Origin of the sequence: Richelia intracellularis HH01 (assembly GCF_000350105.1) — a bacterium.
GTDB lineage: Bacteria > Cyanobacteriota > Cyanobacteriia > Cyanobacteriales > Nostocaceae > Richelia > Richelia intracellularis.
On record NZ_CAIY01000027.1, the window covers coordinates 51,979 to 76,300 of the forward strand.

At 33.9% G+C, this 24,322-nt stretch carries 22 protein-coding genes and 1 pseudogene; 14 read left to right on the forward strand and 9 right to left on the reverse strand.

Annotated features, from left to right (window positions below):
* Nucleotides 1-325: 325 nt before the first annotated feature.
* Complete coding sequence (locus RINTHH_RS01980) at nt 326-1,564, reverse strand: HhoA/HhoB/HtrA family serine endopeptidase (RefSeq protein WP_008232280.1); 1,239 nt, start codon at nt 1,562-1,564, stop codon at nt 326-328.
* Between the two features lie 226 nt (nt 1,565-1,790).
* Between RINTHH_RS01980 and RINTHH_RS11450 the strand changes: the two genes are divergently transcribed.
* From RINTHH_RS11450 to dnaN, 6 genes are all read left to right on the forward strand, one after another.
* Nucleotides 1,791-1,913 carry a hypothetical protein gene (locus RINTHH_RS11450; protein WP_008232293.1) on the forward strand — a complete coding sequence of 41 codons (123 nt, stop codon included), beginning with the start codon at nt 1,791-1,793 and terminating at the stop codon, nt 1,911-1,913.
* A gap of 383 nt (nt 1,914-2,296) precedes the next feature.
* Complete coding sequence (locus RINTHH_RS11655) at nt 2,297-2,464, forward strand: DnaA ATPase domain-containing protein (protein WP_408005746.1); 168 nt, start codon at nt 2,297-2,299, stop codon at nt 2,462-2,464.
* Nucleotides 2,465-2,506: 42 nt separating this feature from the next.
* Nucleotides 2,507-2,695, forward strand: a complete 189-nt coding sequence (locus RINTHH_RS11660; protein ID WP_008232296.1) for a DnaA ATPase domain-containing protein — start codon at nt 2,507-2,509, stop codon at nt 2,693-2,695.
* A gap of 10 nt (nt 2,696-2,705) precedes the next feature.
* Complete coding sequence (locus tag RINTHH_RS11460) at nt 2,706-2,858, forward strand: hypothetical protein (RefSeq protein WP_008232299.1); 153 nt, start codon at nt 2,706-2,708, stop codon at nt 2,856-2,858.
* A complete protein-coding gene (locus tag RINTHH_RS11465; RefSeq protein WP_008232300.1) occupies nt 2,855-3,067 on the forward strand; it encodes a chromosomal replication initiation protein in 213 nt (70 codons plus the stop codon). The genes RINTHH_RS11460 and RINTHH_RS11465 overlap by 4 nt, the downstream gene beginning before the upstream one ends.
* A gap of 598 nt (nt 3,068-3,665) precedes the next feature.
* The gene (gene dnaN / locus RINTHH_RS01990; RefSeq protein ID WP_008232302.1) at nt 3,666-4,829 is read left to right on the forward strand and encodes a DNA polymerase III subunit beta; all 1,164 of its coding nucleotides are present in this window, start codon (nt 3,666-3,668) and stop codon (nt 4,827-4,829) included.
* 577 nt (nt 4,830-5,406) lie between these two features.
* Here the strand turns inward: dnaN and RINTHH_RS10955 are convergent.
* Nucleotides 5,407-6,186, reverse strand: a pseudogene (locus tag RINTHH_RS10955) (HAD family hydrolase).
* A gap of 329 nt (nt 6,187-6,515) precedes the next feature.
* Here RINTHH_RS10955 and rnc point away from each other — a divergent pair.
* The 5 genes from rnc to RINTHH_RS02020 all read left to right on the forward strand — a co-directional run bounded on the left by rnc (nt 6,516) and on the right by RINTHH_RS02020 (nt 13,727).
* A complete protein-coding gene (rnc, locus tag RINTHH_RS02000; protein ID WP_008232306.1) occupies nt 6,516-7,205 on the forward strand; it encodes a ribonuclease III in 690 nt (229 codons plus the stop codon).
* Between the two features lie 2,424 nt (nt 7,206-9,629).
* Nucleotides 9,630-10,496, forward strand: coding sequence for a ferredoxin:protochlorophyllide reductase (ATP-dependent) iron-sulfur ATP-binding protein (gene bchL, locus RINTHH_RS02005; RefSeq protein ID WP_044304402.1), 867 nt, complete (start codon nt 9,630-9,632; stop codon nt 10,494-10,496).
* Nucleotides 10,497-10,528: 32 nt separating this feature from the next.
* Entirely contained in the window at nt 10,529-11,236 is a 708-nt protein-coding gene (locus RINTHH_RS02010; protein ID WP_008232318.1) for a DUF5331 domain-containing protein, read from the forward strand.
* Between the two features lie 358 nt (nt 11,237-11,594).
* Nucleotides 11,595-13,004 carry a ferredoxin:protochlorophyllide reductase (ATP-dependent) subunit N gene (locus tag RINTHH_RS02015; RefSeq protein ID WP_008232320.1) on the forward strand — a complete coding sequence of 470 codons (1,410 nt, stop codon included), beginning with the start codon at nt 11,595-11,597 and terminating at the stop codon, nt 13,002-13,004.
* 165 nt (nt 13,005-13,169) lie between these two features.
* Nucleotides 13,170-13,727, forward strand: coding sequence for a peroxiredoxin (locus RINTHH_RS02020; protein ID WP_008232322.1), 558 nt, complete (start codon nt 13,170-13,172; stop codon nt 13,725-13,727).
* A 333-nt stretch (nt 13,728-14,060) separates the two neighbouring features.
* On the opposite strand, the gene RINTHH_RS11785 is transcribed toward RINTHH_RS02020, so the two are convergent.
* From RINTHH_RS11785 to RINTHH_RS02040, 6 genes are all read right to left on the reverse strand, one after another.
* Nucleotides 14,061-14,216, reverse strand: a complete 156-nt coding sequence (locus RINTHH_RS11785) for a hypothetical protein (protein ID WP_008232324.1) — start codon at nt 14,214-14,216, stop codon at nt 14,061-14,063.
* A complete protein-coding gene (locus tag RINTHH_RS02025) occupies nt 14,210-15,025 on the reverse strand; it encodes a fused MFS/spermidine synthase (protein ID WP_008232326.1) in 816 nt (271 codons plus the stop codon). Before RINTHH_RS02025 ends, RINTHH_RS11785 begins: the two co-directional genes overlap by 7 nt.
* A 790-nt stretch (nt 15,026-15,815) precedes the next feature.
* Nucleotides 15,816-16,256 carry an adenosylmethionine decarboxylase gene (gene speD, locus RINTHH_RS02030; protein WP_044304403.1) on the reverse strand — a complete coding sequence of 147 codons (441 nt, stop codon included), beginning with the start codon at nt 16,254-16,256 and terminating at the stop codon, nt 15,816-15,818.
* The gene (locus RINTHH_RS11320; RefSeq protein ID WP_008232330.1) at nt 16,232-16,363 is read right to left on the reverse strand and encodes a hypothetical protein; all 132 of its coding nucleotides are present in this window, start codon (nt 16,361-16,363) and stop codon (nt 16,232-16,234) included. The genes speD and RINTHH_RS11320 overlap by 25 nt, the downstream gene beginning before the upstream one ends.
* Nucleotides 16,364-17,275: 912 nt before the next feature.
* On the reverse strand, nt 17,276-17,908 hold the full coding sequence (locus RINTHH_RS02035) for a DedA family protein (protein ID WP_008232333.1): 633 nt from the start codon (nt 17,906-17,908) through the stop codon (nt 17,276-17,278).
* Nucleotides 17,909-19,157: 1,249 nt separating this feature from the next.
* Complete coding sequence (locus tag RINTHH_RS02040; RefSeq protein ID WP_044304404.1) at nt 19,158-19,418, reverse strand: hypothetical protein; 261 nt, start codon at nt 19,416-19,418, stop codon at nt 19,158-19,160.
* Between the two features lie 561 nt (nt 19,419-19,979).
* Here RINTHH_RS02040 and RINTHH_RS02045 point away from each other — a divergent pair.
* Together RINTHH_RS02045 and RINTHH_RS02050 are read left to right on the forward strand one after the other, a co-directional pair.
* On the forward strand, nt 19,980-20,561 hold the full coding sequence (locus RINTHH_RS02045; protein WP_008232334.1) for a globin family protein: 582 nt from the start codon (nt 19,980-19,982) through the stop codon (nt 20,559-20,561).
* A 73-nt stretch (nt 20,562-20,634) separates the two neighbouring features.
* The gene (locus RINTHH_RS02050) at nt 20,635-22,689 is read left to right on the forward strand and encodes a S8 family serine peptidase (RefSeq protein ID WP_008232336.1); all 2,055 of its coding nucleotides are present in this window, start codon (nt 20,635-20,637) and stop codon (nt 22,687-22,689) included.
* Nucleotides 22,690-22,720: 31 nt separating this feature from the next.
* On the opposite strand, the gene RINTHH_RS02055 is transcribed toward RINTHH_RS02050, so the two are convergent.
* Complete coding sequence (locus RINTHH_RS02055) at nt 22,721-23,023, reverse strand: hypothetical protein (protein WP_044304405.1); 303 nt, start codon at nt 23,021-23,023, stop codon at nt 22,721-22,723.
* A 422-nt stretch (nt 23,024-23,445) separates the two neighbouring features.
* On the opposite strand from RINTHH_RS02055, the gene RINTHH_RS02060 reads away from it, so the two are divergent.
* Complete coding sequence (locus RINTHH_RS02060) at nt 23,446-24,309, forward strand: phycobilisome linker polypeptide (RefSeq protein ID WP_008232339.1); 864 nt, start codon at nt 23,446-23,448, stop codon at nt 24,307-24,309.
* Nucleotides 24,310-24,322: the final 13 nt, after the last annotated feature.

Below are 24,322 nucleotides of genomic sequence, written 5' to 3' on the forward strand. Positions count from 1 at the left end.
GTAAGTAAATGTACCCCGAGTACATAGAAAACTCGAATAATCTTTATATCCTTCCTACGATCTTTTCAGAATCATTGATGATTTAGGTATTAATAGTAGTAGTTTCCCCCACTACTGAGGTATTATAGATGTCTATAACTGTTATGGAAGGTGATAATCAAGACTTTATGGATTAGAGTAATTGAGTTTTACCCCATACTATAAGTCTTACTATGCCTGAGCAGTCAAGCTATTGAATGAGATTATTGAATTTTATAGTTTATATTATCTATTTTTACCTCATTAATAAAATGACTGATCTGGTTTACGGTAGGAAACCTCAAATTTATGATCTACGATCATCTACAGGTAAAGGAGCAGGTTTAATGGACAGTTGTATTATGCCTGTTCGACGTTGAATTCTAACTGTTAAAGTTTGACCAATACTACTTTTCTCAACAATCTTTTGTACTTGTTCTGTATTTGTTACAGATTGGTTGTTAATACTTTTAATAACGTCTCCAGCACGCATTCCAGAAATGGCAGCAGGGGAACGGGGGATCACCCTAACTAACAAAACTCCCTTATCAGCGCTAACATCGAAACTATTCAGCTCGGACTGCAATCTTTCCTTTAATTCCTGATTTAAAGTTGCCATCACAATTCCTAAGTAGGGATGATCTACTCTTCCTTTGGCAATTAACTGTTGAGAAATTCGTCTGACAGTATTTATGGGTATTGCAAAACCTAGGCCTTGGGCTCCCCGAATAATCGCCGTATTCATACCAATTACTTGGCCATGAATATTTAATAATGGTCCTCCGGAATTTCCAGGATTAATGGCTGCATCAGTTTGCAAATAATCTACCCGCTTATCACTAGCACCAATATCACGGCTAGAGCGACCCATAGCACTGATAATACCAGAGGTCACAGTGTAATCTAAACCCAATGGATTACCTATAGCAATTACAGGCTCACCCGATTGTAACTTTTCGGAATTCCCCAAAGGAACAGTAGGCAAATTATTGGCATTGATTTTAATTACAGCTACATCTGTTAGCGTATCTTCACCTTTTACTTGCCCCCTGAAGCTCCGTCCATCTTTAAGACTTACTGTTACTACATCCGCTCCATTAACAACATGGGCATTGGTTAGGATTTCACCATTAGAATTTATAATAAATCCTGAACCATTACCTCTTTGCACCTGTCCTCTACTACGGGGGGGAAATTCATCTCCGAAAAAACGCCCGAAGAAAGGATCTTCAAATCCATAAGGTACTTGAGATCTAATTGTTCTAGAGGTGTCAATTCTAACCACTGCTGGGCCTACTTTTTGTACAACCTTAACCACTAAGTTAGGATCGTTAGCAGCAGCAATAATAGAAGTAGGAGCAACGGATGGTTGAGCCTGAATAGGTTCTTCTGGAATCTGGACTTGGGAGTTTGACTTTCGTAAGGTTTTACTCAAAGATAAGCATCCTGCCGTTGATATTCCAATAAAACTACTTAACAGGATTATAACTAAACTTTTTGTAACTAGTTTTGGCGATAAAATTTGAGTACAATTAATCCTTTGCATATGTCTTTAAAATTTTTCAGTTTGATTTGATGGGATGGTACGATATGATTTTGCTTAATCAGATTATCCAACAAAAAATTACAATTCAAGGCTGATATTTAATCTAAGTTCCATTTTACTTATTAATACTTGCATCGTTCGTATTTTCTATTTTGATAATTAACGGCTAAGGTAGTGGAAAATAAAAACTCCTATAGGTATTTTATGGGATGAGTTACTAGTAAAGTTGCAGATAGAATTATCCCAGACTACCTTTGAAAATTGGATAAAAACATTTAGTGTTGAACATTTTGATAATGATTGCTTTGTAACTTTTACCCCCAACCAGTTTATTTGTATTTGGTTATAAAAGTATTACATAAATACTATTGCCAATGCAGCTAAAGAGATTTTGGATAATCCCATAGAAATTTATATCACTGTTATTCAAGAGAATGAACTATCTATCATCATCAATAAATGGGATGTGGCTTATGCAAAAATATAAGTTCAACAAGGTATAACCAAATCTGTCCTCTCAATCAAAATATATTAAAATTTCGGACTTAAATCCTAAACATGTGTTTTCCTGGTTTATTGTGGGTGCTAATAGCTGAATGGCTCATACTGCTGCACTAAGAGTAGCAAAATCTCCACGAAGGGGGTTTAGCCCTCTATTCCTCCTCTAGTGGTAGTAGAGTGGGTTTAGGTAAAACCCATTGAATACAAGATATAGGTCACCAGAGGTGGGAAATTTACTTAAATGCTAATGCTAATGTATTTTATGTATCTACGAAAAAATTTACAAATGATTTAGTTGCTCCCATTCTAACGGATGGTATGCAGAGTTTCTGGGAAAACTACTGGGATATAGATATATTATTGGTAAATAATATTAAATTTATTGAGTGGAAGGAATAGACCCAAGAGAAATTTTTCTATATATTTAATACTTTGTTTTCTATGGGTTTAATAGCCGGTATTCAAACACCGGGTTTAGAAATGAGAATAGCAATTTTGCATAAGAAATCTGAGTATGAAAATATTTGCCTACCCAAGGAATTTATTGAGTATTTTGCATGCAATTACACATCGAATATCCGTGAACTAGAAGAGGCTTTAATTCCAGTATTAACTTGCATTTTTCATTGAGAGTTTAACTATGATAGTAGAAAATGTTGCCTCCATATTGGAAACACCAGAGAAAAAGTTAGAAACAACTCCAGAGAATATTCTGACAATAGTTACAGATGATTTTAGTCTTCCTTTGGAAGAGCCTGGAAGAACTAAAAATCACATCGCAAAAGAGAAATGAGTTGGGCACTTCAAATAGCTATGTCTCTCATGCGAAAACACGCCGATTTCAGCTTACCCAGAATTGGGGATAAATTTGGGAGAAAATATCATATAAATATGTATAGCTATGATAAGATTACCCAACTTAAGGAAACAGATCCCTCTTTGGCTGTTATTCTCCGTCAACTGAATGATTGCTTAACTATGACTAAACATCCCAAAAAATAATAAGCTCCAACTAGGTTTTCTGTATATGATAAATACTGCAGTTGCTGATTATACTAAGCTTTTACCAATGTAACAAGCATTCACAAGTCGATTGGATGATAACTCCCTATAATACTGATCCTGAAAATCAAATACTTTCCTTTTGGGTAATCCAAGAAGTTTTACTCATAATTTTGAAGTTATTTTGGGTGAGCAAATTAATAGCAACACTGCATTAGTTAAATTACGGAAAAAAGCTAGATTATTTGTGGGAAAAATATATTTTTTTCTACAAATAATCTGCACATAGAAATGAGAAATACTTGACTTCATATGTATTGTCAAATTTTTACACAATTTGTATAACCTATTATTTAATCAAATCTGTTTTACAAGTTTCAGTAATAGAGAGCAAGATGCCCCAACTACAATTTTTCATCACAACCAATATAGTGAAAAGTTTATTAAGGAATATAACCAACTCCTAATTGTTATTTCCAACAAGGAAGTATATTTGCAATAATGCTGCGGGATTAATTTGAATTCCAAACTGAAATTCCCAGGTAGCTATGCTTATGACTATAATAATTTGCCTATCCAAAACAAAACCAGTTTGACCATGAAATTAGTTTGCACCCAAAACGATTTGAGTATACATCTTTCCCTAGTTAGTCGAGCAGTACCTTCTCGGCCAACACATCCAATCCTTGCTAATGTGCTTTTACAAGCAGATCCAGACACTAATAAGGTAAGTTTGACTGCTTTTGATCTGAGTTTGGGTATACGCACTAGTTTTAGTGCGGAAGTATTTCAAGGGGGATCTTTGGCATTACCAGCCAGATTACTCAATGATATTACTTCTCGATTACCAAAAGGAGATATTATCTTAGATGATGAAGCAAATACCGCAGAAGAGAATTTGGCGGAAGGTATAACTTTAACCCTCACACCCGAAACAGGAAGATATCAATTAAGAGCAATGCATGGGGAAGAATTTCCCGAACTACCATTCCTGGAGGATGTGAACAACATGACAATTAGAGTGGATAGACTCATTCAGGGTTTACAAGGTTCTCTATTTGCCACTAGTACAGATGAAACCAAACAGGTACTAACAGGAGTACACTTAAGGTTACAGACGGATACCTTAGAATTTGCTGCTACGGATGGACATCGTTTAGCTGTTGTGGAAACTGCTAATGAAAATATTCATGAAAGTGCTGAAAATCACTTGGAGGTTACTGTACCAGGTAAAGCACTACGTGAATTAGAACGGATGCTAGTTCATGTGAGAAGTGAAGATCAACTCATTTCTTTGAATTTTGATCGTGGTCATATAGTTTTTCAATGGCAAAACCAACGGTTAACTAGTCGTACTCTAGAAGGACAGTATCCAGCATATAATCAGCTTATACCTAAACAATTCGAGCGAGAAATCAATTTAGATAGGCGACTATTTCTAAGTGCTCTAGAGCGAATAGCTGTATTTGCGGACCAAAAAAACAATATCGTTAAAATAAATATTGATAGTGCTGAACAAGAAATTACTCTATATGTAGAGGCTCAGGACCTAGGGAATGGTAGAGATTCAATCCCTGTAGAAATGTCTGGAGAAGATATAATTATAGCATTCAACATCAAATATTTAATGGAGGGTCTAAAGGCTTTACCATCCACTGAAATACTTATGTTGTTAAATCAACCCTTAACTCCAGTCATATTTCAACCTTTAGGAGGTATCAACATGACTTATTTGGCTATGCCAGTACAGTTACGACATTAGTTAGTAGAATGGCATGAAGGGCTATTTGATAATGTTTTTTTCCAATTCAAGGGTCTAGATTCCAAGTTATATAGGTATGATTCAGTCCTGAATAAGTAACTGCTAAAAACTAAATAAAGAGAATCTTTTGCTTGAATTATGAATTTATCAATACCTTTAGGTTCTTTAATTAGAGAGAAAACAAAAACATAAAAAAATATTATTTTAATATAAAAGTTAAATAATTATAATCAAATTATTATCAGACCAATTGTTTATATAATAGATGAGAAAAGTGAGTAACAATATTTTTGTATTCGGTTTTTATTAAAGCTCGCATTTTTTCATTGAGCGGTATTATATACTAACTTATAAAGTTAATCCTTATTTCTTCGGTATTCGTAAATTTAAAACCCCTATGTATTCATTTTAAAGATGCTTTATCATCTTCTTAGATTGAATATGATGTTCATCTAGCAAGCTGAAAGCATCATTTATTATCCATAAGTACGAGATGAATCTTACAGCAACCTTTATCTAAATCAAAAGTTAATAAAAGGCTAATGCCAAATAAAGTTTTAAATTAAATATAATAGCCTCAACTAGAAAAATATTGTGAGAATTTAGACAGAGAAATTAATTGGATCCGTGAGTGTTTATATGCTTCTTCCTGTTCTTCTGGAGTGTTATATCCCCAATCAGCTAAATATAGGTGTACTAAATTTAAATCTGGTTGTTTTTCCACCATTAGTAGTGTTTCTAGCCTATCTTCAACAAACCATAATGCTTCCGGTTCTATTTGATTTTTTATAATTAATTGCCGCATAGTTTCATGCTTAGGACGTTTAACTTCTTTGCCAAAAAATTCTATTATTATTTATATTTATTCCTGCCTTATGTAATAATGTTTGAACAAAACGGCTCTCTTTTGTAGTAATTATATATACTTGAATTTTGTTGGTAATTGCTGATTGGATTGTTTCTACTACACCAGGATAAAAACGATGCAAATCTAGCCAAGATTCTAAGTTTTTTTAATACGTTCATCTCTAGCTATATCTAGTTTAATCCCTATTTCATGGGGACTAAGGCTATCTTTTTCTATTAAATATATAACAATATCTTTCCAATTTTGGTAAATATCATCATCTTTGATTTTTTCAACTAAAGCTTTGATTAGAATTGGCATTTCCCAACCTGTTTCAATTACTACTCTTAGGTTGTAAAACTTCTCTAATATTCCAGCTGGGGGATTTGTAAGATTTTGATTACCAGATTGCCAAACCTGACAGTATGTTTGCCAAGCTACAGCAAAATATTCAATTAACCCATCACAAATTACACCATCAAAATCCAATGCCAAAAATTTTTTTACCATATTATATTTACTAGTTTTAATATATTTCAATTATATCAATAATCATGAATATAATATTTTATTCCTATGAACAAAGATAAAAATAGATATTATGAATGTCTAACTATCATTTTTCTTTACTAAAAAAAATCCGGTGTTTACCATTATATATCCTGATTTTATAGAGCCAGCTGATGGTTTATTCCACAAACAAATAATAACCCTTATTGTTCTTGTGAATGCAATTAAAAATATTAACTAAAATGTTGTGTTACTAATTATGGTGAATACCATCATGTCATTTTTTGCAGTAATATAAATATAAGATAAGTTAGTGAGTATTAATAAAAATGCACCAACTTTTGGTATTTCGTGACCAAAAACTATTAAACCATGCTCTTACACACCGCTCTTATATCAACGAAAATCCCCATACTCAGACGCATAATGAACGTTTGGAATTTCTTGGTGATGCCCTATTAAATTTCTTGAGTGGAGAATATCTTTACAGTCTGTATCCAGAAAAGGAAGAAGATGAACTAACAAGAATGCGATCAGCATTAGTCAATGAATTACAATTAGCAGAATTTGCACGTGATGTGGGCATACCAGAAAAAATGCTCTTAGGAAAGGGAGCTATCTTAGAAAAAGGCCAAGAAAATCCTAATTTATTAAGTAGTACATTTGAAGCACTCGTAGGAGCTTATTATCTTGATAGTAACTCTGATGTCGAAGCCGTCAGATTAGTCGTTCAACCATTATTCAATTCTGTAGCTGAAGATATTGTCGCATATAGTTCTAATTTAGATATCAAAAATACATTTCAAGAATGGGTACAACATAATATTTCTCCTAAACCACCACAATATGTAACTTTACAAATCAGTGGTTTATCTCATAACCCAGTTTTTTTATCTAAAGTTTTGGTTAATGGCAAACAATTTGGAGAAGGTCGAGGAAATAGCAAGAAACAGGCAGAAAAAGCTGCAGCCAGAAATGCTTTATCAAATAAAGATGCCTTATTAAAAATACATAAGTAGAAGAATTTTGTAAAAACCATTTACTTTGTAGTAGGTTTTGAGATGTGAAATATTATCAATGATGCACAAAATAGCTTCAATCATATGAAATAATAATCTTATTAATCATAAGAACTTTGATACATCTTGATAAAAGTTCTTACAAAAATTATTTTTTCTTGTAAAATTCAGTTTGGTATAATTAATGAATATTTACTAGTGGAAAATCTCTGATTTTGTAGGAATATATAAAAGCATAGATAGGTAGCAGTTCATTTAAAAAAGTATTTGTTAGTTCATTTAAAAAAGTATTTGTTAATGAAATTTACTTCTTTAAATCAACCGGTACTGAAAAGTAATAAGTTCGGATAAAATAATAGTATTAATATTTTAGATATATAAAAAGAAAACTGCTAAAATTTTTTATTTTGGAGAAAAACTTTCTTAAAATAAGATAAAGACAATATTAAGATAACTAGAATTCGGTAATATACCAAAAATAGTGACATAGAAGTCTGACAAACTTATTCAAGTATTACAGAATAAAATCTAAAATTTTATTCTCGCTCAAATTTAGGATTACTAGTTGGTATTAACTTTATCTAATAAATATTAAATTTGATAATTCTAAAAATATAAATTAGTTACGTTGTTCTAGTAAATGATATATATTAAGACAGAACTAGCTTACTTGCAACCATATGGATTAACTATTATTAATTAGGTTTTGTAATTAGATTATTTACAAACTCATATTCACTAAGCAAACACTTTAATCTACTGTGCTCACTTTTTCTCGAATGATTCTAATTCATATCTATCCCCTCATATCAATTCATTTAATTAATAATTAATAGTTTAATAGAGATATTGTGAAGTAAAATATTCAAGTTTTAGTGGCTAAATAGAAATTATACTAAACATTGAGTAAGTATTGAGTTATGGACAAATGATACAGTTTATTAATATCCAGAAAGACAAATATTTCACTCTTCTGATAAAAGCTGAAGCTTTAGTTATAAGTATCTACCAGGAATATATTAAAGTAAGAGAATATTAGTTTTTAGTAAGATAAACTTAGGAAAATTTCATAATAAATAAGGTTATATATCTCTGTCTTCAGATTAGCTAATAAACTTAGCTTATTATATTCAAATTAGAATAGAGTTTTATCTTTTTAGAACACAAAATAGTTAATGCAGCATCCTTAAACTTTATAAAAATTCTTAATTTATTGAATGATCACAAAATTAAAATAACAAAAACTGAGGGTTAAGCTAATTAAGTGTAGTTTGTTATAATTATTTTGAATAAGTGAATTAATAAGTACAGGTTAACGTCAATAACTTGATTAATTAATTTTTAATAATTATTTTTCGCAAATTATTTAAGTTTAAATTGAAATTAGTTTCTACTCATCTTAATTAATGTGTATATAAGATTAGAAATTGATAATTCATGAGTTTTTAGGATATAACTTAAGTATTAGCTATCATGGTATTTACCATTTTATAATGGCAAGAATATCTATATATATTAAAATTAGCTAACAACTTGTAGGTTTAACTATATAGTAATTAATACTATTTGATAGGGCTAATATTAATTTAGGCTGGGATATATTTAAATTATGAAAATTGTTTATAGCAAATAACTATTACTATCAGAATAAATGGCTAACCATAAAATACCTTATAGCATAGTGCATATTAAAAGCGGGTTAGTAACAACATATAAGGTAGCATCAACCATGTAATTATTACTATATATGGTCAAAGTAGTTTATTTATCTCAAACTGCAGAAAGAAGATCCCCAAAATTTTAGTAGTAACAATATAAGTGGCGAGTTTTTGAATTGAGGCTTAAGTTGGGGTTTTAACTGATGTCAATTTACTTTAATTTATATCAATTTATGAATTTTAAATGCTTGGGTAGTAGTACCAACTATTGAATACTTCTAAAATAAGTTCAGTATTTTGATTTTCGATATATATATACATATAAAAGCCAAATAGAATAAGCAAACATCAATAGATTTCAAATTCGGATATAGTATTTATACTTGTATCATAAGCCATACTTGCTAGCTCTCTATAATTTATCCTATTCACTCAGTTTATAATGTTTACACAGATAATTTGATACTGATTTCCATGGATTATACATAATAATCTAAATCTGCCAAAATCTTGAATGCATGTTATCTAGAATATTCCTAACAAGGGGGATTTTTTTTATTCTAAATTATTAACTTTTCTGTTTTATTTTTAAAAATTCTAAATAATTTTGTTAAATCCTTATTATAAATATATAACCCCTTTCCTTCAGCAACATTTTCCATAATAATTAAAACTTAGTAGACCTTGTAAATAATTTGCATTCAATTGGGAGCAATTATTTCTAGCTTATATTTTCCTCGATAACCATTTACGAGACAAAAACAAAGTGAAATTAGCAGTGTATGGAAAAGGTGGAATCGGCAAATCCACAACAAGTTGTAACATTTCTGTTGCCCTGGCAAAACGCGGCATGAAGGTACTGCAAATTGGCTGTGACCCTAAACATGACAGTACTTTTACCCTTACAGGATTTTTAATTCCCACAATTATTGATACTTTGCAGGAAAAAGACTATCATTACGAGAATGTGTGGCCTGAGGATGTGATTTATAAGGGTTATGGTGGGGTTGACTGTGTTGAAGCAGGTGGACCTCCAGCTGGTTCTGGCTGTGGGGGTTATGTAGTTGGAGAAACAGTAAAACTCCTAAAGGAGCTTAATGCCTTTGACGAATATGATGTTATACTTTTTGATGTTTTAGGAGATGTTGTTTGTGGTGGCTTTGCAGCTCCACTCAACTATTCTGATTACTGTATGATTGTTACAGATAATGGTTTTGATGCCTTGTTTGCAGCGAATCGTATTGCTGCCTCTGTAAGGGAGAAAGCGCGGACTCACCCTTTGCGTTTAGCTGGATTAATTGGCAATCGTACTTCTAAGCGGGATTTGATTGATAAGTATGTGGATGCAGTACCCATGCCGGTTTTAGAAGTATTACCTCTAATTGAAGATATCCGTGTTTCCCGTGTCAAAGGTAAAACATTATTTGAAATGGCAGATAAGGAGCCTTCATTAGGTTATGTGTGTGACTATTATTTGAATATAGCCGACCAAATCCTTGCCAGACCTGAAGGTGTTATTCCACAAGATGCACAAGATCGTGAGTTATTTTCCTTATTATCAGATTTCTATCTGAATCCAAGTAAATCCCCAGTTCTGAATCCGGAAGAACAATTAGACTTGATGATTGTATAAATCAATTGGCTTCTCATGATAGAGGACAGGGTATGGCATTTTTTTACAGTTTTACTGATGCGCTTAAGGGTAAGTGGCTACAGTTTTTCCAGATTAATCGTGATTGGATAAGACTCCATATTGAAATTGAATCAGTTTATACCCCCGATGGGGGTAAGCGTCCTCCTTCTTATTTAATTCTAGGTGTTGTCAATGCCCTGGAACCAAAACTGGCCCAATTGATGTTACCTTTTTCTAAACTAAATACTGATGCTGACATTTTAGTGGAGGTTTTAGGATTAAATTTCGATCCAGATGTTGCTCTAGGTAATCGTATACAAACAAGTTCCAACATGGACGAGGATTCTGAGAATTCTATGAGTGGTGGTGTCTCTGAATACGTTATAGGGAGAATATCCTACACGGGAGAATCGTCCCAGAATGTGATGGCAAATAATTCTGGTTTGAAAGACGCAATCCTCTCAGAATCGTCAGAAGAAGAAATTTCCACTATTTCCCTGAGTAACTTACAAGACTTTCAAATAGCTAATTTGACTGCTGGGATTCCTGAAGAAAATATTGGAGGTAATATGTTTGATAATATCAGTTCCTCTGCAAATGACGAAAATCTTATGAGAAGAGATGACAATCTTATAAGAGATGTCTGGACTAGAGAGACTAATACTCAAAATGGGGAAAAAAGTTACCAAGTTGGAGAGGGAATTTCAATCAACCGTATAAATAACATGGAAACAGCCTAAATCACGATAGTGGCAATTATGTTTATGATTAAGTTGATATCTCTTGTATAAGATTTGAGGGAAATAAACCCTTGAAAAATATAACCTGGCAAAAGTTAAATAGCATGAATGTCTAGACTATACATCAAACCTGTGAAAAGATTTTACCAATTAGCTGTTATATTTCCCATAATTACTTTTCTAATTTGAAGGCTAACAGGCACAGAGTATAGCTATACATTAAAATCTCAAATGTAGTGCTGATAATATTTTTAATTAGAACTTTTTACTTATGTATAGGATTGTGCAGCATATGTAAAGTCGAAATCATTCGCTTTGCCTCATCAGCTTTTAAATTTAAGGGGAGAAATATATAAAAATGGCCGTTAATGAAACACAAACTTTGAATTTTGATTGTGAAACAGGTAACTACCATACTTTTTGTCCTATTAGTTGCGTAGCTTGGTTGTACCAAAAGATTGAAGATAGTTTCTTTTTAGTGATTGGAACAAAGACCTGTGGCTATTTTCTCCAAAATGCCATGGGGGTAATGATTTTTGCTGAACCTCGATATGCAATGGCAGAATTGGAAGAGAGTGATATTTCTGCACAGTTAAATGACTATGAAGAATTAAAGCGATTATGTTTGCAAATTAAACGTGATCGTAATCCAAGTGTCATTGTTTGGATTGGTACTTGCACCACGGAAATTATCAAAATGGATTTGGAAGGGTTAGCACCCAAGTTAGAAGAAGAGCTTGGTATTCCCATCGTAGTTGCTCGTGCTAATGGCTTAGATTATGCATTTACCCAAGGTGAGGATACTGTTCTTGCATCCATGGCTTTGCGATGTCCTCAAGGGTCTGATATGAAACAAACGGAGAAATACGAGCATAATCCGATTCAAAAGTTACTGAACTTTGGTAAACAAAAAGAGGAAGTAGCAGAAATAGAATATATAGATCACCCACCCCTGATTTTATTTGGTTCTCTCCCAGACCCTGTAGTCACCCAATTGACCCTAGAATTGAAGAAGCAAGGAGTTCGGGTTTCCGGTTGGCTACCAGCTAAACGCTTCACAGAATTACCTATCGTTGAAGAGGGCTATTATGTAGCCGGTGTCAATCCCTTCCTTAGTCGCACAGCTACTACCCTAATGCGTCGTCGTAAGTGTAAATTAATTAGTGCACCTTTCCCTATTGGTCCTGATGGTACCCGTGCCTGGGTTGAGAAGATTTGTTCTGTATTTGGTATTGTCCCCCAAAAAATGGATGACAGGGAAACACAAGTATGGGAAAGTTTAGAAGATTATGTACAACTTATCCGTGGTAAGTCTGTATTTTTCATGGGTGATAACCTACTGGAAGTTTCCCTTGCCAGGTTTCTAATTCATTGCGGTATGACTGTTCACGAGATTGGTATTCCTTATATGGATAAACGATATCAGGGTGCAGAATTAGCATTCCTAGAAAGAACTTGTAAGGAAATGGATGTTCCTTTGCCCAGGATAGTAGAAAAACCCGATAATTATAATCAATTGCAACGTATTAAGGAATTAAATCCAGATTTAGTTATTACTGGTATGGCACATGCTAATCCTCTAGAAGCTCGGGGGATTACTACGAAGTGGTCTGTAGAATTCACTTTTTCCCAAATTCATGGCTTTACGAATGCTCGAGACATTTTAGAACTAGTTACTCGTCCATTACGTCGTAATAACAGCCTCAAAAGTTTAGGTTGGGAACATTTAGTAAAAGAAGAATCTGAAAAATCTAAAGTTAATGTTTAAGAGTGCTAATGGTTGTATATTCACTCGTGCTTTTGCTAGGGATAATTAAGCAGTTCTGAGAAAGGGTAAACCCTAGATGTGGAATTGCCCTTTCATATTTTCTTACTGGGAAGTAAAAACTTATTAACTTATGCCAAGTATTTATTAGCAATTCTGATTGAAAATATGATTTTCTATCAACGTCTTATTAGTATTGTATTAGCTAGCTGTTTTGCTATTATCAGCTGGTTGAGCTTGACATCTAATGTAATTGCTATAGGTGGACAACCACCTCTATTAAATCAGGCAGCTCCTGAATTCACATTACCCACTAACACTGGTGATGGCAGTATATCCCTGTCAGATTTTCGTGGTAAATGGGTCGTTTTATATTTTTACCCCAAAGATTTTACATCTGGCTGCACTATAGAAGCGCAGCATTTCCAACAAGACTTACCTAAGTACATAAACAAAAATACGCAGGTCATTGGTATAAGTACTGATAGTGTGGACTCTCACGCAGAATTTTGTGATTCTGAGGGTTTAAAATTCCCCTTGCTGGCTGACACAAAAGGAGAAGCCAGTAGGGCTTATGGCTCTTGGATTGGTTTTATTTCTGTGCGTCACTCATTCATTATTGACCCACACGGAATATTACGGAAGACTTTTGTTAAAGTTAATCCAATTATGCACAGTCAAGAAGTACTAGCAAACTTAGATGAATTACAAGCAGTTTGGGAATAGGGAAGTTACAATAAACTCTTTTTATCGTAACTTCCCTATTTTTCTCTCTTAGCCCAATAAACTTTAGATCAGTTGATATTATTTTTATAATTTATCCAGAGCCATAACCTATTATTGATGTAATTATACTAGGCTAATTCTATAGATGTCTCTTAATTATGTGAGTACATGACATCATTAACTTTCATTACTTGGGTTAAGTAATGAAATAATTAACCCTGATAAAAAATAAAAACAAAGGAATCATTAAAATGTCCCAGGCTTTCTGTTGTTTTTAATATATGGGTTTCGAATCCGAGTTGGTTTTAGGTAAATTTATTTAAACCCTACAATTTAAGTTTCAACTCTACTGTTAACAGAGCCCTGACCAAAGAACTTAGGAGGTGATGCCATCGTATATATCTGGTTTGTAAGCGCAGCAGATGTGATCGCTTGTCTTATATGTTTAGGTATGTGTAACATACCTGTCAAGGTAATCCCATCTAACATTTGTAATTTGCTGTTGGTTTTTCCCTTAATAATTGATCAATTTCTTCAGTATTGGGATTAATATTAATCTCTGATTGGGAAGACAAGGCAAAACCCCAAGGTCTGCCGTAGGTGGAAGTATAACTACTATAAGATTGTACATTGGGAAATACAGTATTTAAAGTATTTACCAGGCGAGCATGAAGAGTTAGCTCTCCAGGGGAAACTGGTCCTGCTTGAATCGCAAAAAAACCATCAGAGGAAAGTGCTAGGAGGATTTTTTCAAAAAATTCCCTAGTGAATAATGCAAAAGATGGCCCCGATTCAATTGGATCGGAAAGATCGGAAATTACCACATCCCATTTCTCATTAGTGGTATTTAGGAAATGTAAGGCGTCTGCAATTTCAACCTGTAACCGGGCATCATCAAATACATTTTGATGCATCTCCGGTAAGTATTGCTTACAAGCTTCTACAACCTCACCGTCAATATCAATCATTACCACCTTTTCCACAGATTTCCATCGCAACACTTCCCTCGCTGTTGCTCCCTCTCCACCTCCAAGAATTAATACTTTACGTGGTCCTCCATGGAAAATCATGGCAGGATGAACTAGAGGTTCATGGTATAAAAACTCATCTCCAGTACAAGATTGCCACTTACCATCTAGTACCAGAGCCTTTCCATAAACACCAGTCTCCACAATGTACATTTCTTGGTAGGCAGTTTTTTTATGAGTAAGTACATCTATGATTCCGTGGGAGTAAATGTCCCAGGGAGTGATATGTTCGCTTACCCAAAAATCTGTAACAACATCTCTAACAGACATATAACTAGCCCCTTACGCAGAAATAGCGGTTCAAAGCACTTTTAGCACATCTTGCATACATGTATAAATATACCATTCAGCCAAGAAAAACTACAGGTTTAACCTGTTAATAACCCTTTCTAACTCCATACTAAGTCCTATTTTAGAAAATAGGGGTTGATATTATCATGAAGTAAATAATGTCACCGACTAAATATGGCTAGAGTCAAAATAACCCAAGTATGAGTTATTTTATCCGCTTTAAAGACTTTTTACATTATAAAAACTTAAAAACTTGCCAATCAAGAATTGCTATATGGTAGCAGCAATCATGTATAGTGGAACTCACGTATAAAAAATTTACTATAACATACAGGGCAATAACTTTGAGTTATTGCCCTGAAACAATACTGTCATCATAATACTTTTAAATTGTTTGCTTTAGTACTTATTTATTTACACTCGATGGGGAAATAGAAAGCCAATAATCCCTAAAATAGGTAAGTTCTTGATGTATATTGCTATCTACTTGACTCGAAACTCTAATTGATCATGAGTCAGTTTATTTCAATCTTAAACTTAGTTTTCACTTTAGTAGAGATTATCTTTCCATAAAATTATTGTAGAAGTTATTAGAAATAATAAAACAAAAAACCAAACGGGAATTAACCCATCTGGCAAAAATAACAGAGTTCATAAGTGTAATTATGAAAACTTTGAGGTATCCGCAGATAAACACCACACAATAAGACTTTTATCTAAATTCCTTGAACTCTAATAAATGATTGAAATACCGAAACCTTAGTTTTGATTAACAATAACTAGGTGCTTCTAACAGGAAGCTCTCTCCAAGTTCTTGGAGTTGTGGAGTTAATCTACCTCTAGGAAATTTCAGAAGTACATGATTACGAGCGTTAAAAATCTCTATAAGAAACTTACAAGCTTTCTCTGGTTCTGAATGCTGACCACAGGTAAAAATATCCACCGCGATATAACCTATTTCAGGCCAAGTATGGATAGAAATATGAGACTCTGCTAACAGTGCCAGAGCTGTTACCCCATAAGGATTAAACTGGTGTGTTATTTCTTTCAACAGAGTAGCTCCTGCCAGCCTCGCTGCTTCCTGTAAGGAATCTCGAATAAATACCAGATTATTGAGCAAATCTTTTGGGCACTCGTAAAGCTCAAGGATACAGTGGCTTCCGACAGGAACCAAAGAAGTTTTACCTAATGGGTAAGATTGATTTTCCAATTATGTTTCATCCTTGCAACATAGAATACTACAGATGCAAAAAAAACAACTCCAGGGCTTAGTTTTCCAGGAATATTTTCTGCTTTTAAGTTCACCGTTGCATTCATTAGTTTCCCGTGAATTTTTTTTGCACGGAAAACTAATTATCTCATGCTTTTTGCATTTTCACACAAATTAACTCCGGAGATTTTCTGCTTACCAGAAAAGTATGTTATGTTTTTTTCGAGGAAAAAATGATAATTGTTTAGACCTTATATTGCTAACCGTATAAATACTTAATATTTGAACAAAATACAAAATTAGCAAATAAATTCAAAGGTTTACACATGAATACTATTTTTTTTACAAAAATTTATATTGTTTTCACTTTTTACTTGGTTTGAATAGGCTTTTCGATTTATTTACTGTTCTGCTATAACAAACTATTGAGATAGAGGGCTAGAGAAAATTAAAACAGAAACATCACTCCATACTGCATCAGTTGTCACTAGTTGTTAGTTCCATAAAATTAATATTTTGCTTATATTAATTTGCAAATTGAATAAAACTACTCTGGGGAGGGGGGAACGTAAGAAACACTAGAAATTTAATAATTGATATCTCATTATTTGCCGGAATTACTCTGCTTGATTATTTATATGGAGTAAACCTATTTGTGATATAAGCTACAAAACATCACCATGAGGTATACAGTAATTTACTATTAATGTATACTTCCTTTCCGATTTTTAATAACCTTTGTATATTAATTACATTTGACAGTTTTGAAAACCAACCACTTTATTAAGTATTTACTCAGACCTATTTTACGAGAATAAATATTAAATACTACTTCAATATCCTAAGTATTCTATGGCTTTTGATCATCTTAATTTTATGCCTTAGTTGTTTTTAAGTAATTTTATTTATAAAACGATAATACAAATCCAGCCTATATATAGAGGGGTAACTGAGCCGGTACTTGTGTAAAGACGGTATTTTTTATGTTGATAACTTTCCAAGTAGTGGTATTAAAATCTTCAATCTTCACTTCCATACTGATCCGTCTGATGAGATTTAAACCATAAAGGTGCAAATATCAACACTAAAAGGATAAATAGAGCCAAAATAGCAAACTGACTCACCCAGGTGATTAATTGTTCTAAAGAAATAACTCTACCAGCAAAGAAGGCTAAACTAACCATTACACTAGCCCAAGTTGCAGCTCCAGCCAAGTTGTACACCATAAACCGAGTAAAGGATATTTCTACTATTCCTGCCAATGGAGCGGCAAAAACTCTTAACAGGGCAAAGAAACGGCCGAAAAATATGGCTTTGAATGCATTCTCACTAAATTGTTTTTTTGCATTAATAATTCTAGCCTCAGATATCTTAAAAACTCCCAATAACCTCACGAGCAAAGACCAACCACCAATCCTCCCAATCCAGTAACCACAAGTACCTCCTAAGAAGGCACCTGCGGTAGCATCACTAAGAACAAGCCAATAACTAAGTTCATTGCTACCAGCAAGAAATCCACCTACTAATGTTAAGGTTTCACCAGGAAGGGGAAAACCCAAATTCTCTAATAGAATTCCTAAAAAAATAGCCCAATAGCCATATTGATGGGCAATATAATGGATTCTTTCCAGAGATATGAACTCAAGAGACATTCATCACCACAGCTTTTGTAAATTTTCATCACCATAATTTCATCTTGACTTGCTATTACCTATGATGTCAATCAAACTCTTTCACTAGCGAGAGCTTCCTGGGATCTACTTCATTCAAAATAAGTAGTAGGAATAACCCAGGGGATAAAAACAAGGGCAAATAGTTCATTAAATATGAGTAAATTGTGTGTATTTCATAAAAGTGTTGTGGTTGTAGGTAATAAATCATAGCTGGGTATAGACAATGTGTAGTAATTATTAAATTAAGGATATTGGTCAAAGTTGTTTTTAAACTTATTTCTAATGGATTGTATAAATAATTATGGTAGCGGCGTAAAATACGCTTTTTGAATAAATGGCAATGATTATAACATTATCATATGGATTTTGATTATATCTCAATAATCAGTTTTAGACTCATTTAGAAAGAAGTAGGACCTTCTATCAATAGTTTTAACAGTGTTGTGAATTCAAAATCCATCTAATTCTAATCAAAAAAATATTTTGATTAGGTCTATACGTTATTAGATAGTGCTATTGTATAATTTAGTAGCAATTATATTTTAAATAAGATAGATAGTTTATCTATAGAATAAGCTACTCTTACTAAGATCAAGATTAACTATGGATGATACTAATTAATAATATTTTCCTCGTTATTCAATATAATATTCGAATGCTTGGTAAATATTTATTTACCTAAAGGTTTTCTATAAGTACTGATTATATACAAATTACTATTTATGTAAATTTTCTCTGTTAACAACCAGAAGTATCTTGAATATTCAAAGTATTTTTCAGATGGGTATTTATAAATATTATGAGTAATAGACAAATATATTTACCATTATATTATTAGATATTAGATGTGAACAAAGTATTAATTAGGCTCAGCATTAATAAGCCCCGCTAATAAAATATCTACAGTTTTATGCGTAAATATTTCTACAGATTAGGCTTGTGTAAAAATACCTTGTAGAGTTTGGGTTTATTTCTCCGATAATTTAGTTAGATCGTTAAAAAAATTCAAATGCTGAAATTTTCATTACTATGTGATCGAGTAGGTTATCCATGAAAACCCTGTCCAGCTCCTTTTCAAACGCAGCCATAGGCTTGAACTACTTTTGAACTAAATTCCATAACTGTAATAATTTTCGGCTTGAGGTCTCTAAACATTGGTAGGATTCATATCCTTGATATGTCTTTCCTATATTGACTTAATTGGGTATTGGTAACCCATTAATTTATATCATCTATGGTTAGTTCTCCAAATTAATCTATATACTTGGGATGCTACGTAAAAGTTCCAAACGCTAATTCTTGGCATTTTTACCAGAAGGATTGCCAATCTTCCTAAATTAGGCAATCTTTTCGATTCAAAATCTCCCGCGGCGATAATTCTACTTGATAATAGTATCCCTATCTGGGAATTTGGGGTTAAAATCTCGATTTTTTTAAGGCTAATTGTTGATCCCAGTTCGTCGATAGGAAAATTATTAGCCCACTGCACCGATAAATATCACCAAAAAAACTAAACCTAGGTTAAATATTGCCCAAATCCATACGAATTACCACACAACATAAACTTTTTGCTATCATGCCGCTACTAGTAAAATACCAATGACAGATGTGATTGATATGTATGAACAATATAACTAATTTTCACTGTTGTAAACGCATGATCATCTACAAATAATTATAGATAAATGTAGGCACCAGTTTAGAATCTCATGTTTAAACATGTCCGTATTATCACTTGTCCATACCTATTTAATTAGTTCTTATAAATACAATTGATAACAACTATGTTTGGAATTTTTTCTTTATAAGGCTTAGATGTGCACTGATATATTGGCTATAGCTAAGAATGTTGTTCTCTGATCTAGATATGCAGTTATTCTTGACCAGAGAGGCTTTTACTAAATACTACACACACAATCTAAACTCTTATTTTGTGTTCATTCAGAGTTGTATGGACTTGTATTTACAGCTGTAAAAAGTGTATAAATTATGCACACAACTAACGAGTCTAAAATAACCTAACCGACTGTATATTATCGATAATTATACTATGGTGCAACTAAGTGCAAAAGCAAAGGAATTAATTCCCAAAGCCAAGATTATTAGCTTTAAATCTTGGCAAAAGACACACCCGGAAAAAGTGATAGCTATTTTAATATCAGCAGATAATGATAGGGTTTATCTCTCAGATAAAGATTTACAAAAAATTCAGGCGTTATTACCCCATACTTCTAGCTTGATAAGCATAGCTAAAACACTACGTGATCATGCTACAGAAATCGTAGATGAAGCTAGGAAAATATTATTAAAACAATTTCCTGGAATTACTGAATTTGGAGGTGCTTTATACCCTCCGTTCCGCGCAGAAGCTTGTTGGCTAGACTTTTGGCATTTTACTCGCTGTGTTACCTACGGTATTATCGGCGGTTCTAGCCAATTTACTAGTAGTGAGGGTCTGGGCTATATGAAATTACTCTATAAAGAACTACAAGTTCCTTTAGATGCTATGGTATCAGGCTTAGAGAGTATAAAGTTTGCCAGTATAAAATACATAGATTCTGGGCAGCATCAGTTAGTGTATCCATATTTCGACCATTTAATCCAGAAATTATCTGATTTCCGCAACAGCTAAATAGGCATGTTATAAATACCCCGTAATTTGTCTACCCATATCAATAAATAAATTGATAACTGCAAGAAAAGCCATGTCAAAAATCACAATTAATTCCATATCTATTGATCCAGATGCTCAAAAGAGCACTATTGCTTTTAACTCCTTAATGAGTTCTGACAGCTCTGACTCTAACTATATTTTGGTACAAACTGATGTTCCTCTCAACCGTAGTCAGAAGACTCAGTTAATTAATTTAGACGCCATAATACTGGAATATGTACCCGAGAACACTTACATCTGTCGTTATGATTTGGTGGATCTAAATGTAATTCGTAATTTACCCTTTGTGAAATGGACAAATGTTTATTTACAAGGGTTTAAAATATCACCCCGCCTACTTGTTGATGATAGTCTTAGGATGTCAGGTGCAAGAAGTCTTATAGAATTGGATTCCGTGGAAACAACTATATTGCATCATCCACAGACTGTAGTTGCAACTCTACATAGAAATGTTGTTATTAATAATAACTTGCGTGAGCGTATTGCAAATGCAGCTAGAATTGATCAGGAATCTATGCATTTTAATGGCAACTCAGTACAGTTGCTGCTACAAGCCCAATACCTGTCGGATCTTGCACACATTGATGAAGTAAGACATGTAGAAGAATATATAACACCACAATTCTTTGATAGTAAGGCTGTAGAAATATTACAAGCCAATCTTACCTATGCTGCTGCCCCATTAGAAGGGGAAGGAGAAATAATTGCCATTGCAGATACAGGGTTTGATAAAGGTACTTTGGATGATGTTCACTCAGCCTTCACTGGTAGAGTGGTCAAGCTTTATGCATTGGGGCGAAAGACTGCTAGCGATCCTGATGGACATGGGACTCATGTTGCTGGTTCTGTCCTGGGAGATGGTTATTCGGAAACCATGGGGGGAGAAATTCGTGGTACTGCCCCCAAAGCCAAATTGGTATTACAATCAATCCTAGATTGTAGTGGTGGTCTAGGAGGTTTACCAGGAGACTTAAATGACTTATTCTCTCCTCCCTATAATGATTATGGGGCAAGAATACATACAAATTCGTGGGGGGCTGCTAACCATGGTGTATATAATATTTTTTGTCAGCAGGTAGACCAATTTGCTTGGGAACATCGAGATATGGTAATTTGCTTTGCTGCTGGTAATGATGGGCGTGATAGCAATTTAAATGGGATAATCGATAATGGTTCCATTGGTGCACCAGGAGCATCAAAAAATTGTATTACAGTTGGAGCTAGTGAAAATAATAGACCGGAACAAGCCAAGCCATATAGTACTTTAAGAGTATATAAATCCGAACCCATTGCCTCTGATGGTTGGTCTACAAACCCGGAAGGTATAGCAGCCTTTAGCAGTCGCGGACCAACCCAAAACGGTCGTATTAAACCTGACGTAGTTGCTCCGGGAACAGCAATCCTTTCAGCTCTTTCCCGAAAAGCTCCGGGCAATAATACATTTGGTACTTCTACTGATCCCAATTATTACTTTTTGGCAGGAACCAGTATGGCAACCCCACTGGTTGCAGGGTGTGCAGCTCTGATACGGGAATACTTTCGTAAACAATATAACCATAAGCCCAGTAGTGCTTTAGTCAAAGCCATGTTGATAAATGGTGCTCAGGATATAACTGGTCAATATATACCTTCCGAAGCAGGAGATATTCCCAATTTTGCCGAAGGTTTTGGACGGGTTAACTTAACTACCACGATAGGACCAAGGACTAAAAATGAGATAGTAGTCATCAAAGATGAAGATACTGCCTTAGATACGGGAGATGAAGAAAAAACAGAAGTGGAAATTACTGAGGAAAAATCGACATTAAAAGTAACCTTGGTATGGACAGATTATCCTGGAGAAGCACTGCAAAATGATCTAGACCTAACTGTACGCCATGAGGAAGGGAAAGAACGACATGGGAACATGTCTCCATTATCCACAGGTTTTGATCGTTGCAATAACGTAGAACAAGTTATATGGCAAGGTATAAACCCAGGTAAACTGGAAGTTATTATTCATGCCCATAGAATTATAGAGCCCCAATCTTATGCTTTGGTTATAAGGATTATAGATAATAAAACTTGTCACCATTCAAGTAGTTAAAAGTATATCAATATCTGGAATTATCTGGCTATTACAAAATTATATCAGGGTCACAAGTTCTGTCTGATATCCGCTTGTGATTTTGTAAGTGCCCGTTGGGGTTTATTTTAAATTCACTGTTAAAATAGTCGTGAAATGAATTACTTAAATTCATCCCAACGTTGCTTTCTCCAAGTTTTTGCATACAAATCACCATAATTTTGTTTTGCTCACTTCGAGAGAACATATTGGTAAAAGTCAGATCATGATACTGCTTCTTGACATATTTCGTAACTTTCTTTGTCATCTGGGAAGCTTGAGAAATTAAATAGTGATCACTGCGATTACCAGCCATTATTTTAAGCAGATCTTAAATGAGTACTGCCTGCAAGGACTTCTAACAATCTTTCTTGATAACAGGAAGCTTCATTGATTTATTTAAGTAAACCTTCCAGAGTTGAGACTATTTTAGTAGTATAGAGTTGTTGGCCTACATGGCAACCAAATGAATTATTAAAGGTTAAGTTAAGATACATAAAGTAAATTCATAAATCTTGATAATTCTAAGTCCTGGTTTATATGAAGATTATAATTGAACAGGGTGTAAAACTCTAGGAAATATGACGCTAAAGTCATTTTCAGCTATTGATATAGCAAGACTTGGAAATTAGTTAGGGTATTCATAAATTATTTGCTCATACAAACAATTATGAATACCTGCAAGATAGATCAGCATTCCTTCTCAGCTTTTATTCTGAATATGTGGAGATACCATTAATGATTTTTGGAGCCGCTTCACGCCTGGGTCTAAGCCGATTTGATGAAACCCCACCCTTAGAAAGGGTTTCTGGTGCATCATCTGAAGACCTAGACATAATTATTAGGGCAGTTTACCGACAAGTTTTAGGAAATTCCTATGTGATGGAAAGTGAAAGACTTTCTGTCCTTGAATCCGAGTTTAAACTTGGTAAATTAAGCATCTGCGAATTTGTACGGATGTTAGCACAATCAGATTTATACCGTTCTCGTTTTTTTACTAGTTGTGCTCGTTATCGGGCAATCGAGCTGAATTTCCGCCACCTATTAGGACGTACCCCCTTAGGCTTGGAAGAAATGCAGTTACACAGCACTATCATCGACACAATGGGATTTGAAGCTGAGATAGACTCGTACGTGTATAGCGACGAGTACCAAAATATCTTTGGTGAGAATTGTGTACCTTATATTCGTGGTTATAGGACAGAGGCTTGTGGAAGTTTATTACAATTTACACATTTTTTCCAGATGGTGCGTGGTGCTTCCAATAGTAGCCTGAAGGGTGATTTAGCTGGTAAACGCCCCAAGTTAAACAGTTTAGTTATTAACAGCATACCTACTCCCATCGTTTCACCTTCTAGTGCTGGTTCACTATTCTACAATCCTCCGCTCAGCCCTAGAACACGTCATGGTGTGGGTGCAAGTGCAGAAGGTAAGGTATTCCGGATTGAAGTTACTGGTTATAAATCCAATACAGTGAACAAAATCTCCAGATTCCGCCGTTCCAATCAAGTTTACTTGGTACCCTTTGATAGGCTATCCGAAGAATACAAGCGTATTCATAAACAAGGTGGTGTAATTGCCAGTATTACCCCTGTAAACTAGGAGAGGATAAACC